This window comes from Methylobacterium jeotgali, assembly GCF_022179345.1.
GTDB lineage: Bacteria > Pseudomonadota > Alphaproteobacteria > Rhizobiales > Beijerinckiaceae > Methylobacterium > Methylobacterium jeotgali.
Genome location: NZ_BPQR01000053.1, coordinates 1 through 12,879, shown reverse-complemented (window position 1 = coordinate 12,879; position 12,879 = coordinate 1). Strand labels below are relative to the sequence as shown.

12 protein-coding genes and 1 pseudogene are annotated in these 12,879 nt (G+C 71.7%); 5 read left to right on the top strand and 8 right to left on the bottom strand.

Annotation, left to right across the window (positions count from 1 at the left end; all coding sequences use genetic code 11):
- Positions 1-37: 37 nt before the first annotated feature.
- Together gatC and MFF04_RS15560 are read right to left on the bottom strand one after the other, a co-directional pair.
- A complete protein-coding gene (gene gatC, locus MFF04_RS15565; protein ID WP_238277099.1) occupies positions 38-325 on the bottom strand; it encodes an Asp-tRNA(Asn)/Glu-tRNA(Gln) amidotransferase subunit GatC in 288 nt (95 codons plus the stop codon).
- 113 nt (positions 326-438) lie between these two features.
- Positions 439-615: a hypothetical protein gene (locus MFF04_RS15560; RefSeq protein WP_238277097.1), complete on the bottom strand. Its 177-nt coding sequence runs from the start codon at positions 613-615 to the stop codon at positions 439-441.
- 105 nt (positions 616-720) lie between these two features.
- On the opposite strand from MFF04_RS15560, the gene ruvX reads away from it, so the two are divergent.
- Positions 721-1,251 (top strand): Holliday junction resolvase RuvX, encoded by a 531-nt coding sequence (gene ruvX, locus MFF04_RS15555; protein ID WP_238277095.1) that lies wholly within the window; start codon positions 721-723, stop codon positions 1,249-1,251.
- A 4-nt stretch (positions 1,252-1,255) separates the two neighbouring features.
- Here ruvX and dprA read toward each other — a convergent pair whose 3' ends face one another.
- From dprA to MFF04_RS15535, 4 genes are read right to left on the bottom strand one after another with little or no spacing between them, the layout of a single operon-like run.
- Complete coding sequence (dprA, locus tag MFF04_RS15550; protein ID WP_238277093.1) at positions 1,256-2,419, bottom strand: DNA-processing protein DprA; 1,164 nt, start codon at positions 2,417-2,419, stop codon at positions 1,256-1,258.
- A gap of 14 nt (positions 2,420-2,433) precedes the next feature.
- On the bottom strand, positions 2,434-3,027 hold the full coding sequence (gene plsY, locus MFF04_RS15545) for a glycerol-3-phosphate 1-O-acyltransferase PlsY (RefSeq protein ID WP_238277090.1): 594 nt from the start codon (positions 3,025-3,027) through the stop codon (positions 2,434-2,436).
- Positions 3,027-4,349: a dihydroorotase gene (locus MFF04_RS15540; protein WP_238277089.1), complete on the bottom strand. Its 1,323-nt coding sequence runs from the start codon at positions 4,347-4,349 to the stop codon at positions 3,027-3,029. The genes plsY and MFF04_RS15540 overlap by 1 nt, the downstream gene beginning before the upstream one ends.
- Positions 4,350-4,354: 5 nt before the next feature.
- On the bottom strand, positions 4,355-5,317 hold the full coding sequence (locus tag MFF04_RS15535; protein WP_238277087.1) for an aspartate carbamoyltransferase catalytic subunit: 963 nt from the start codon (positions 5,315-5,317) through the stop codon (positions 4,355-4,357).
- 164 nt (positions 5,318-5,481) lie between these two features.
- On the opposite strand from MFF04_RS15535, the gene MFF04_RS15530 reads away from it, so the two are divergent.
- The 3 genes from MFF04_RS15530 to topA all read left to right on the top strand — a co-directional run bounded on the left by MFF04_RS15530 (position 5,482) and on the right by topA (position 10,096).
- The gene (locus MFF04_RS15530) at positions 5,482-6,336 is read left to right on the top strand and encodes a cytochrome b/b6 domain-containing protein (RefSeq protein WP_238277086.1); all 855 of its coding nucleotides are present in this window, start codon (positions 5,482-5,484) and stop codon (positions 6,334-6,336) included.
- On the top strand, positions 6,333-7,151 hold the full coding sequence (locus MFF04_RS15525; RefSeq protein WP_238277085.1) for a molybdopterin-binding protein: 819 nt from the start codon (positions 6,333-6,335) through the stop codon (positions 7,149-7,151). The genes MFF04_RS15530 and MFF04_RS15525 overlap by 4 nt, the downstream gene beginning before the upstream one ends.
- A 179-nt stretch (positions 7,152-7,330) precedes the next feature.
- The gene (topA, locus tag MFF04_RS15520) at positions 7,331-10,096 is read left to right on the top strand and encodes a type I DNA topoisomerase (protein WP_238277084.1); all 2,766 of its coding nucleotides are present in this window, start codon (positions 7,331-7,333) and stop codon (positions 10,094-10,096) included.
- Positions 10,097-10,102: 6 nt separating this feature from the next.
- Here the strand turns inward: topA and MFF04_RS15515 are convergent, their stop codons facing one another.
- Complete coding sequence (locus tag MFF04_RS15515; RefSeq protein ID WP_238277083.1) at positions 10,103-10,300, bottom strand: hypothetical protein; 198 nt, start codon at positions 10,298-10,300, stop codon at positions 10,103-10,105.
- Positions 10,301-10,602: 302 nt separating this feature from the next.
- Between MFF04_RS15515 and parE the strand changes: the two genes are divergently transcribed.
- Positions 10,603-12,630 carry a DNA topoisomerase IV subunit B gene (parE, locus tag MFF04_RS15510; RefSeq protein ID WP_238277082.1) on the top strand — a complete coding sequence of 676 codons (2,028 nt, stop codon included), beginning with the start codon at positions 10,603-10,605 and terminating at the stop codon, positions 12,628-12,630.
- 124 nt (positions 12,631-12,754) lie between these two features.
- Here parE and MFF04_RS15505 read toward each other — a convergent pair.
- A pseudogene (locus tag MFF04_RS15505) lies at positions 12,755-12,879 on the bottom strand (porin family protein); the annotation flags it as partial.

Sequence of the window (12,879 nt, the reverse complement as noted above, 5' to 3'; positions counted from 1 at the left end):
CCCAAGTCAGTCGAAGCGTCGGCCGAGCCGGCGAGCGTTACTCGACCACCTTCGGGACGAGGAAGTAGCCGTCCTCGGTCTCCGGCGCGTTGGCGACGATGTCGGCCGCCCGGTCGCCCTCGGTGATGGCGTCCTCGCGGCGCTTCATCCGCATCGGCGTCACGGAGGTCATCGGCTCGACCCCGGTCACGTCCACGGCGCCGAGCTGCTCGACGAAGGCGAGGATGGCGTTGAGCTCGCCCTGGAGCGGCGCCACCTCCTCCTCGCTCACCGCGATGCGGGCGAGGTGGGCGATGCGCCTCACGGTCTGTGCGTCGACGGACATGGGGCCCCGGATCCACGGCTTCGAAGATCGCCGGCGCCGGCATCGCTGCCGGTCCGCCGGCCGTCGCCGGGGCTATAGCACCCGGTCTTCCGAAGCCGCAACGCGGGCGCGCGTCAGGTCACGACGTGGCGAGGGTTCGCCGGCAGCTCCACGGCGACGCCCCGCCTGTTGGGATGCTCGCTCGCCTGGCAGAAGCCGATCACCAGAAGCTCGAAGGCGGCGAGCAGCATCAGCTTGTGCCGGCGCGGCATGGGCCTCGGCATGGAGCGGGCGGGGTCGGCTGCGGGCACGGGCGGCTCGGGCAGGGTTAACGAAGCGTTAACGTGATGTATGGCCGAACGCTGCCGCCGCGCGAGCGCCATCGCGCGGCATGGTTAACGCCGGTGGACAACCCCGTGGATCACGACGCCCTGCGCGCCTTCGCCGAGACCGTTTCCGCTCAAGCCGCCCGTGGCCTGCCGCGGCTGATCGGCATCGATCTCGGCACTAAGACCATCGGGCTCGCCCTCTCCGATGTCGGCCGCAGCATCGCCTCGCCGCTCGAGACCATCCGCCGGGTGAAGTTCACGCCGGATGCGCAGCGGCTGAAGGCCCTGTGCGAGCAGCACGGGGTCGGCGGCCTCGTCATGGGCCTGCCGCTCAACATGGACGGCAGCGAGGGGCCCCGCGCCCAGTCGAGCCGCGCCTTCATGAGGAACCTCAAGGGGCTCCTCGACTTGCCCTCGGTGTTCTTCGACGAGCGGCTCTCGACGGCGGTGGTCACGCGGGCGCTGATCGAGGCCGACGCCTCCCGGGCGCGCCGGGGCGAGCTCGTGGACAAGCTCGCCGCCACCTACATCCTGCAGGGCTGCCTCGACGTGATGGCGGAGCTTTCCGGGGACGCCCCGGACGAGGTCCCGAAGGGCGACCGCTTCCCGTTCTCGTGAGCCCTCAGCGGATCAGCGAGACGGCGCCGCTGCCGTGGCGCTCGATGCGGCCGTCGAGCTCCAGCTCGAGAAGCAACGTCTGGACGACGCGGGCGCTCAAGCCCGCGGCGCGGGCCAGGGCGTCGGTGCTCACCGGGGTCGGGCTCAGCGCCGCGACGAGGCGGGCACGCTCGTCGGCCGGCTCCTCCGGCTCGGGCAAGGGCTCGGCATCGTCCGTCGGAGGCGGCTCGGGCGCGTCGAGATCGGTCTCGTCCCAGAAGGCGCCCTGCCCCGCCGGCGCGGCGACCGGTAGCGCGGAGGGCCCGCGCTCGATCAGCGGCGCCAGGGCGTCGATCACGTGGTCGGCCTCGGCCACCAGCGTCGCGCCCTGGCGGATCAGGTCGTTGGTGCCCTCGGCACGGGGATCGAGGGGCGAGCCCGGCACGGCGAAGACGTCCCGGCCCTGCTCCAGGGCGTAGCGGGCGGTGATGAGCGAGCCGGAGCGCCGCGCCGCCTCGACCACGACGGTTCCGAGCGACAGCCCCGAGATGATGCGGTTGCGTCTCGGGAAGTCGCGGCCCCGCGGCTCCCAGCCCATGGGCATCTCGGCGACGACGGCTCCGCCGGCCTCCAGGATCGCGTCCACGAGGGGTAGGTGGTTCGCCGGATAGACCCGGTCGTGGCCGCCGGCGAGCACCGCGATCGTGCCGGTGCCGAGCGCGCTCTTGTGGGCGCGGGCGTCGATGCCGCGCGCCAGCCCCGAGACGACCACGAGCCCGGCCTGCCCGAAACCCTCCGCGAGGCGGGCCGTGAAGGCGAGCCCGGCGGCGGAGGCGTTGCGGGAGCCGACCATCGCCACCGCCGGCCGCCGCAGCACCTCGCATCCGCCCCGGATGGCGAGGAGCGGCGGGGCGGCGTCGGCCGCCTGGAGGCAGGCGGGATAATCGGGCTCGCCCGTGGCGACGTAGCGGGCGCCGATGCGGGCGGCGGCGGCGATCTCGTCCTCGGCCTGCGCCCGGCTCGGCGGGACGATCGGGCGGCCCCGCGCCTTCGAGAGGGCCGGAAGCGCGGCGAGCGCGGCGCCGGCACCCCCGAAGCGGTTGACGAGGCTGCGGAAGGTGCGCGGGCCGACGCCCTCGCAGCGGATCAGCCGCAGCCACTCGATCCTCTGGCCGTCGCTGAGGCGCATGGTCTCGGCCCCGCTCAGCCCTTCTGGCCGATGCGGCCCTCGGTGCCCGCCAGGAGGCGGCGGATGTTGGGAGCGTGCTTCCACCAGAGCAGCAGCCCGAGCACGAGGAAGAGCACGGCCGCCCGGGGCTGTCCGAGCGCCCACAGCACCGGCGGCGTCGCCGCCGAGGCCGAGAGCGCCGAGAGCGAGGAGTAGCGCATCGCGAAGGCGAGCCCGATCCAGATCGCGGCGAAGACGAGGGTCGCAAGGGGGCTCAGGGCGAGGAGCACGCCGATGAAGGTCGCGACGCCCTTGCCGCCCTTGAAGCCGAGCCAGACCGGGAAGAGATGCCCCAGGAAGGCGCCGAGGCCGGCGGCGAGCGCCGCATCCTCACCCCCGAGCCGTCCGGCGACGAGCACCGCGGCGGTGCCTTTCAGCGCGTCCCCGAGGAGCGTCGCGGCGGCGAGGCCCTTGCGGCCGGTGCGCAGCACGTTCGTCGCGCCGATGTTGCCCGAGCCGATCGCGCGCACGTCGCCGAGGCCGGCGTATCGCGTCAGGATCAGGCCGAAGGGGATCGAGCCGGCGAGGTAGCCGCCGGCCAGCGCCAGGGTGAGGACGAGGGCGTCCATCAGGCGGTCCCCGCCGAGGCATCTTGTGTGAAGGCGTCGTGCCGGAAGACCTCGCGGCCGGCCACCAGCGTCAGCACCGCCGCGCCCTGGAGGCGGGCCTCGTCGAAGGGCGAGTTCTTGGAGCGGGACTTCAGCTTCGTCTTGTCGAGGACGTAGGGCAACTCGGGATCGATCAGGATGAGGTCGGCCGGCGCGCCCGGCGCCAGCCGCCCGGCCTCGCGGCGGAGCAGCCCGGCGGGGCCCGAGGTCAGCGCCGCGAGCAGCCGGGGCAGCGTCAGCGATCCGTCATGGACGAGCCGGAGCCCCGCGCCGAGCAGGGTCTCGATGCCGAGCGCCCCGTCGGCGGCCTCGGCGAAGGGCAGGCGCTTCGTCTCCACGTCCTGCGGGTTGTGGTCGGAGACGATCACGTCGATGACGCCGTCCGCCAGCGCCTGGACCATGGCGAGGCGGTCCTCCTCGGTGCGCAGCGGCGGCGACAGCTTGCAGAAGGTCCGGTACCCGCCGATGTCGCCCTCGTTCAGGATGAGGTTGTTGATCGAGATCCCGCAGGTCACGGGCAGGCCGTCGTGCTTGGCCTGCCGCACGATCTCGATGGAATCCGGGCAGGAGATCATCGCCGCGTGGTAGCGGGCGCGGGTGAGGCGCACGAGTCGGATGTCGCGCTCCAGCATCACTGTCTCGGCCTCGCGCGGGATGCCGGCGAGCCCGAGCCGCGAGGCCATCTCGCCCTCGTTCATGACACCTTCGCCGACGAGATCCGGCTCCTCGACATGCTGCATGAGGAGCGCGCCGAAGTCGCGGGCGTAGGTGAGCGCCCGGCGCATCACCTGGGCGTTCGTCACCGCCTTCAAGCCATCCGTGAAGGCGACGGCACCGGCCTCCTGGAGGAGCCCGAACTCGGTCATCTCCCGGCCTTCCAGGCCCTTGGTGATGGCGGCGGCCGGCAGCACGTTGACGCAGGCCGTGTCGCGGGCGCGGCGCAGCACGAAGTCCACGATCGGCGCCCCGTCGATGACGGGGTTGGTGTCGGGCATGCAGACCAGCGTGGTGACGCCCCCCGCCGCCGCGGCGGCGCTCGCCGAGGCCAGGGTCTCCCGGTGCTCGGCACCGGGCTCGCCGACGAAGGCGCGCAGGTCGACGAGCCCCGGCGCCAGAGTGAGCCCGGCGCAATCGATCCGCCGCGCGCCCTCGGGCGTGCCGGGCGTGGCGCCCCAGGCGACATCGGCGATGCGGCCGTCGCGGACCAGAACGGAGCCCCGGCCCTCGCGGCCCGTAGCGGGGTCGACGAGATGGGCGTCGGCAAGGAGGAGTGGCTCACCCATGGCGGTCACGCGTTCGGCAGGTGCGAGGCGAGGACGTCGAGGACCGCCATGCGCACGGCGACGCCCATCTCGACCTGCTCGCGGATGAGGGACTGCGCGCCGTCGGCCACGTCCGAGGCGATCTCGACGCCCCGGTTCATGGGGCCGGGATGCATCACCAGGGCGTCAGGGGCGGCGCGGGCGAGCTTGTCGCCGTCGAGGCCGAAGTAGCGGAAATACTCCTTCACCGAGGGCACGAAGGAGCCGTTCATGCGCTCGCGCTGGAGGCGCAGCATCATCACGATGTCGCAGCCGTCGAGTCCCGCGCGCATGTCGGTGAAGACCTCGACGCCGAAGCGGGCGATCCCGGCGGGGATCAGCGTCGAGGGGCCGATCACCCGGACCCGGGCGCCGAGCGCCTGGAGCAGGATGATGTTCGAGCGGGCGACGCGGGAGTGAAGCACGTCTCCGCAGATCGCCACCCGCAGGCCCTCGATGCGGCCCTTGTTGCGGCGGATGGTGAGCGCGTCGAGGAGCGCCTGGGTCGGGTGCTCGTGGGCGCCGTCGCCCGCGTTGACGACGGCGCAGTCGACCTTGCGGGCGAGGAGATGGACGGCGCCCGCCGCATGGTGGCGCACGACGATGATGTCGGGACGCATGGCGTTCAGCGTCGCCGCGGTGTCGATGAGGGTCTCGCCCTTCTTCACCGAGGAGGAGGCGACCGACATGTTCATCACGTCGGCGCCGAGCCGCTTGCCGGCGAGCTCGAACGAGGATTGCGTGCGCGTCGAGGGCTCGAAGAACAGGTTGATCTGCGTGCGCCCGCGCAGCGTCGAGCGCTTCTTCTCGACCTGCCGGGAGATGTCGACGGCGGCGTCCGCCCGGTCGAGCAGGTGCTCGATCTCCGGCCGCGACAGCCCTTCGATGCCGAGCAGGTGCCGGTGCGGGAAGCTCGACGCCGGGGCGGGCGGGGGGGCGGGCTCGCTCATGCTGGGGCCCGGCTATAGGTCGCGCCCGCGAGGCGGGCAAGGCGGTCTGCGAAGGCTCCCGAACGCGATCGTGAAACCAAATCGCGCGCAATGCGATATGCTGGAGTAACAGTGCCGCCCGGCCGGGCGAAGACAGACCGGAATCAGGGGCGGAGCGTTCGATCTTGGCCGGAAAGCAGCCTGCATCCTCGGCGCGCGGATGGCGCCTCATCTACCGGCACCCGCTGACGATCCGGCTCGCCCACTGGGTGAACGTCGCCTGCCTGCTCGTCCTGCTGATGAGCGGTTTGCAGATCTTCAACGCCCATCCGGCGCTGTACTGGGGCCATGTCTCGACCTTCGCCGATCCCGCCTTCGCCATCACCAGCGAGGACACCGCGGAGGGGCGCGTGCGGGGCCTCGTCCAGGTCGGCGGGCGCCGCCTCGACACCACCGGAATCCTCGGCGTCTCGAATCTCGACGGACAGAGCGTCGAGCGCGCCTTCCCCGCCTGGGCGACCCTGCCGGCGGGCCAGGACCTCGCCACCGGCCGGCGCTGGCACTTCCTGTTCGCCTGGGCCTTCGTCCTCAACGGGCTCGTCTACCTGATCTACGGGATCGGCAGCGGCCAGCTCCGGCGACGCCTCGTCCCCGACGGCGACCAGATCCGCGACTTCGGCGGCTCGGTGCGCGAGCACCTGATGCTGCGCTTTCCCGAAGGCGAGGAGGCGCGCCGCTACAACGTCATCCAGAAGCTCACCTACCTGATCGTGGTGGCCGTGCTGCTGCCGATCATGGTGCTCGCGGGGCTCGCCATGTCGCCGGGCATCGACGCCATGGTGCCCTGGCTCGCCGACGCCTTCGGCGGGCGCCAGTCGGCCCGCAGCATCCACTTCATCGTGGCGAACCTCCTGGTGCTGTTCACGCTCGTCCACGTCGTGCTGGTTCTGGTTTCCGGCGTCGCCAACAACCTGCGCGGCATGCTGACCGGCTGGTTCGCCATCCGCGACGACCGGCATCCTGGGGAGACCGTCCGATGACGCGAGGACTCGATCGCCGCCGGCTGCTGCTCTCGGGCGCCGGGCTCGCCACGGCCGCAGCGCTCGGCGGCTGCGACCGGCTCGCCGGGACCGCCTTCGGACGCCGCACCCTGCAACTCGGCGAGGACGCCAACCTGTTCGTGCAGCGGCTGCTGCTGACGCCGGCCTCCCTGGCGAGGGAGTTCCCGGCCTCGGCGATCTCGCCGGACTTTCGCCCCAACGGCACCATCGCCCCGCAGGACACCGACTACCTGAGCCTCGCCGGTCAGGCGTTCTCCGGCTTCGCGCTCACCCTCGACGGGCTCGTGGAGGCGCCGCAGCGCCTCTCGCTCGATGCGCTCCGCGCGATGCCGTCGCGCACCCAGATCACCCGCCACGATTGCGTCGAGGGCTGGAGCTCCATCGGCCAGTGGACCGGCGTGCCGCTTGCCGACCTCCTCAAGAAGGCCCGGATGAGACCGGAGGCGCGCTACGTCGTGTTCCACTGCTTCGACACGATGGAGTTCGCCGGCGGCGGCCTGGAGGGCGGCGACGCGGCCGGCGAGGCTCCGCAGGGACGGCCGATCCGCTACTACGAGAGCATCGATCTCGTGGACGCCTTCCACCCGCAGACGATCCTCGCCTACGCCATGAACGGCCAGGCGCTGCCCGTCGCCCACGGCGCGCCGCTGCGCCTGCGGGTCGAGCGCCAGCTCGGCTACAAGCAGGCGAAATACATCCGCCGGGTCGAGGTCGTGGACGGGCTGGGCCACCTCGGCGAGGGCAAGGGCGGCTACTGGGAGGACCGGGGCTACGAGTGGTACGCGGGCATCTGACGCCCCTCCCCCCGCGCCGTCGGCATTTGACATCGCCGGGGCCATGAACCACTTGGGCTCGACCATCGGGACTCGGCCGGGCGCCCTTCACGGGCCCGAAAGCCGGGATTGCCGGGCCTCGCCGCGCGTTCTCAGGGCGAGGCCGCACCGGTGGCCCCCCGCGAGAGGCTGACCCTTTCATGAAAGTCGTCGTCGTCGAGTCGCCGGCCAAAGCCAAGACGATCAACAAGTATCTCGGCCGCGACTACGAGGTCATCGCCTCCTTCGGCCATATCCGCGACCTGCCCGCCAAGGACGGCTCCGTCGATCCGGAGCGGGACTTCGAGATGGTCTGGGAGCTGGAGGACCGCGGCTCCAAGCGGGTCTCGGAGATCGCGCGTGCGGTCAAGGGCGCCGAGAAGCTGATCCTCGCCACCGACCCGGACCGGGAGGGCGAGGCGATCTCCTGGCACGTCCTGGAGGCGTTGACCGCCCGCAAGGCGCTCAAGGGCATCCCGGTCGAGCGGGTGACCTTCAACGCCATCACCAAGGCCTCCGTCGAGACGGCGATGCGCCAGCCGCGCCAGATCGATCAGGCGCTGGTGGACGCCTATCTCGCCCGCCGGGCGCTCGACTACCTCGTCGGCTTCAATCTCTCGCCGGTGCTGTGGCGCAAGCTCCCCGGGGCGCGCTCGGCGGGCCGCGTGCAGTCGGTGGCGCTCCGCCTCGTCACCGAGCGCGAGTACGAGATCGAGACCTTCAAGCCGCGCGAGTACTGGTCGATCGTCGCGACCCTCGCCACCGAGACCGGCGCGACCTTCGAGGCGCGACTCTCGGGCGCCGACGGCAAGCGCATCCAGCGCCTCGACGTCGGCTCCGGCGAGGAGGCGGCGGCCTTCAAGCGGGACCTGGAGCTCGCCACCTTCACGGTCGGCTCCGTCGAGGCGAAGCCCGCCAAGCGACATCCGCAGCCGCCCTTCACGACCTCGACGCTCCAGCAGGAAGCCTCGCGCAAGCTCGGGATGGCCCCGGCCCAGACCATGCGCGTCGCCCAGCGCCTCTACGAGGGTGTCGACATCGGCGGCGAGACCCTCGGCATCATCACCTACATGCGGACCGACGGCGTCGACATGGCGCCCGAGGCCGTGGCCGACGCCCGCCGGGTGATCGGCCGCGAGTACGGCGACCGCTACGTGCCCGGAGCGCCGCGCAAGTACCAGGTCAAGGCCAAGAACGCCCAGGAAGCCCACGAGGCCGTGCGACCCACCGACATGGGCCTGCTGCCCAAGCAGGTCGCCCGCGTCCTCGATCCCGAGCACGCCCGCCTCTACGAGCTGATCTGGACGCGCACCCTGGCGAGCCAGATGGAATCGGCCGAGTTCGAGCGCACCACCGTCGACGTCACCGCCCAGGTCGGCCCCCGCCGCCTGGAGCTGCGCGCCACCGGTCAGGTCGTGACCTTCGACGGCTTCCTCGCCCTCTACCAGGAGGGCAAGGACGACGAGGAGGACGAGGAGAGCCGCCGCCTGCCGCCGATGCGGGCGGGCGATCCGCTCACCCGCGAGCGCATCGCCTCGACCCAGCACTTCACCGAGCCGCCGCCGCGCTACTCGGAGGCGAGCCTCGTCAAGCGCATGGAGGAGCTCGGCATCGGCCGGCCCTCGACCTACGCGGCGATCCTCCAGACGCTGCGCGACCGCGAATACGTGAAGATCGAGAAGAAGCGCCTCGTGCCCGAGGACAAGGGCCGGCTCGTCACCGGCTTCCTGGAGAGCTTCTTCAAGCGCTACGTCGAGTACGACTTCACCGCCGCGCTGGAGGGCCAGCTCGACCGGGTCTCCAACGCCGAGATCGACTGGCGGCAGGTGCTGCGCGACTTCTGGCGCGACTTCTCCGCCGCGGTCGGCGGCACCAAGGAGCTGCGCGTCGCCGACGTGCTCGACGCGCTGAACGAATTGCTCGGCGCCCACATCTTCCCGGCGCGGGCGGACGGCGCCGACCCCCGCGCCTGTCCGACCTGCGGCTCGGGCCGCCTCTCGCTGAAGCTCGGCAAGTTCGGCGCCTTCGTCGGCTGCTCGAACTATCCCGAGTGCAAGTACACCCGCCAGCTCGCCGCCACCGGCGTCGAGGGCGAGGGCGACGGCTCCTCGGCTGACGGTGGCCAGCCCGGCACCCGGGTGCTCGGCGAGGACCCGGAGACGGGCCAGTCCGTGACCGTGCGGGACGGCCGCTTCGGCCCCTTCATCCAGCTCGGCGAGGCGTCCTCCGAGAAGGGCGCGGAGAAGCCGAAGCGCTCCTCGCTGCCGAAGGGCGTGACGCCGGGCTCCGTCGACCTGGCGCTGGCCTTGCGCCTGCTGTCCCTGCCCCGCGAGGTCGCCCGGCACCCGGTCTCAGGCGATCCGATCCTCGCGGGCATCGGACGCTACGGGCCCTACGTCCAGCACGGGCGGACCTACGCCAATCTCGGCAACGAGGACGACGTGCTGGAGATCGGCGGCAATCGGGCGATCGACCTGATCGTCGCCAAGGAACAGGGTGGCGGCCGCCCCGGCCGCCCGGCCTCCGATCCCGGCCGCGCCATCGGCAAGGACGAGGCCTCCGGCCGCGATCTCGTGGTCAAGGCGGGCCGCTTCGGGCCCTACGTCACCGACGGCGAGGTCAACGCGACCCTGCCGAAGTCGATGAGCGCCGACGCGCTGACGCTCGAGGAGGCCATCGGCCTCGTGAATGCCAAGCGCGCCTCCGGGGGCGGAAAGTCCGCGTCCCGCAAGGGACCGAAGAAGGTGCTGAAGCCCCGCACGGCCAAGGCCGCGGACGGCGAGGCGGGACCTGCGAAGACCGCGGCGCGCAAGGCCCCGGCCAAGTCGGCTGCCGCCAAGTCGACGGCGGCGAAGGCGCCCGCGAAGTCTGCGGCACCCGAGGCGGCTACGGCGAAGAAGGCTGCGGCGAAGAAGGCCGCGCGCTGAGCCGGGTCAGATCAGGTAGGTGATCGTCGCGGCGGCCGCCGTGGCGAAACCGGCGGCAGCGAGCGCCGCGCCGTTCACGAAGGCGGCGGCGCGGGTCGAGACCGTCTCGTCGGCGTGCCCGAACGCCTCGCCCGCCGCCCGCTCGATCCGCGCCAGGATCAGGCTGCGCTCCTCGGGAAGCGCGTTGAGGACGGCTCGGGTCATGGCGTCTGTCTCCGGGTCTCGCGATCCGCGACGGGGCGTCGTCGGAGGCTGAACCGCGCGATCCGGCGAACGGTTCCCGCCGCGCTTGACGGAGGCGCCCCTGTGCCCCACGCGCCACGGCACGAGTCCGCCATCGTGCGCGCCTATGCCGTCGCGCTGGCTTGGTCACGGTTTCGCATGCGATGCTCGGACACGGCGGACGGGCCGACGACTCCCTGTCCGTTCGTGTTTTGTTCGTGTACCCTGCCGGGATGAGACGGAATGCTGCTGCGCGACGCGCCCCCCATCACGGAGCCGGTCCGGTGAGCGACCCCGCGCGCGACCTCTTCGCCGGAGGCAAGCCCGAGCGGCGGCGTATGACCCATGCCCCCGCTCTCGCCCCCGTGGCCCCGGCCGAGGCCGGCTACGACGCCTCGGCCATCGAGGTGCTTGAGGGGCTGGAGCCCGTGCGGCGCCGGCCCGGCATGTATATCGGGGGCACCGACGAGCGGGCGCTCCACCACCTCTTCGCGGAGGTGATCGACAACTCCATGGACGAGGCGGTGGCGGGGCACGCCACCTTCATCGAGGTGGAGCTGGAGGAATCCGGCACCCTCGTCGTCACCGACAACGGCCGCGGCATCCCCGTCGACCCGCACCCGAAGTTTCCGGGCAAGTCCGCCCTCGAAGTGATCATGACCACGCTCCATGCGGGCGGAAAGTTCGACTCGAAGGTCTACGAGACCTCCGGCGGCCTGCACGGCGTGGGCATCTCCGTGGTGAACGCGCTCTCCGACCTCCTCGAGGTCGAGGTCGCCCGCAACCAGACCCTCTACCGGCAGACCTTTTCCCGCGGCCACGCGCAGGATCCCCTCGCCGAGGTCGGCCGCGTCCAGAACCGGCGCGGCACGCGCACGCGCTTCCATCCGGACGCGGAGATCTTCGGGTCGCTGAAGTTCGATCCGCGCCGCCTGTTCAAGATGGCCCGCTCGAAGGCCTACCTGTTCGGCGGCGTCGAGATCCGCTGGCGTTGCGCGCCCGCGCTGATCGAGGGCACGGACGTGCCGGCCGAGGCCGTCCACCGCTTCCCCGCGGGCCTGCGCGACTATCTCGCCCGCGACATCGAGGGCAAGGAGCTCGTCACCGAGGCGATCTTTTCCGGCAAGATCACGAAGCCCGGCTCTCACGGCTCGCTGGAATGGGCCGTCGCCTGGATGGTGCAGGACGACGGCGTGTCCTCGTCCTACTGCAACACGATCCCGACGCCGGAGGGCGGCACCCACGAGGCGGGCCTTCGGGTCGCCCTGCTCCGGGGCCTGCGCGAGCACGCCGAACGGGTGAACCAGGGAAAGCGCATGGGCGCCGTCACCACCGACGACGTCATGGCGACCTGCGCCTCCATGCTCTCGGTCTTCATCCGCGAGCCCGAGTTCCAGGGCCAGACCAAGGACAAGCTCGCCACGGTCGAGGCCTCCCGCATCGTCGAGACGGCGATCCGCGACGCCTTCGACCACTGGCTCGCCGCCTCGCCGGCCCAAGCCGCCAAGCTCCTCGACTGGGTCATCGACCGGGCCGAGGAGCGCCTGCGCCGGCGTCAGGAGAAGGAGGTCGCCCGCAAGACCGCGACGCGAAAGCTGCGCCTGCCGGGCAAGCTCGCCGACTGCTCGGCGGCCGGCACCGCGGGCTCGGAGATCTTCATCGTCGAGGGCGATTCCGCCGGCGGCTCCGCCAAGCAGGCGCGGGATCGCGCGACCCAGGCGATCCTGCCGCTCAGGGGCAAGATCCTCAACGTCGCGTCCGCCAGTCGCGACAAGCTCGGTGCCAACCAGCTCATCGCCGACCTGACCCAGGCCCTCGGCTGCGGCACCGGCAGCCACTATCGCGAGGAGGACCTTCGCTACGAGAAGGTCATCATTATGACGGACGCCGACGTCGACGGCGCCCACATCGCCTCGCTGCTGATCACCTTCTTCTACCGGCAGATGCCCCGCCTCGTGGACAAGGGCCACCTTTATCTCGCGATCCCGCCCCTCTACCGGCTCCAGCAGGGCACCAAGACCGCCTACGCCCGCGACGACGCCGACAAGGACCGGATCATCCGGACCGTGTTCAAGAGCGGCAAGGTCGAGATCGGCCGCTTCAAGGGCCTCGGTGAGATGATGCCGGCCCAGCTCAAGGAGACCACCATGGATCCGAGGAAGCGCACGCTCCTGCGGGTCGCGGTCCTCGACGAGGCGCGGGAATCGACCGGCGACACCGTGGAGCGCCTGATGGGCAACAAGCCCGAGGCGCGCTTCGCCTTCATCTCCGAGCGCGCGGCCTTCGCCCACGAGGCCGATCTCGACATCTGAGGGCGGTCGCGCCCGTCTTGTGCTGTACGGAGAGCAAGAAGACCCGGCCCGCCGTGAAGCGGGCCGGGTCTTCTTCAGCTTTGGATCGAGCGCGCTGGTCTGCGCTCGATCCTAGGGTCCGTTCTTAGTAGGATCCGAACTTGTAGTTGATGCCGGCGCGGACGACGGCGAACTCGGTCTCGTTGCGGCGGTTGGCGGGACCGGCGATCTGGACGACGCCGGGCTGGCCGAGCGCGACGGCCCCACCGG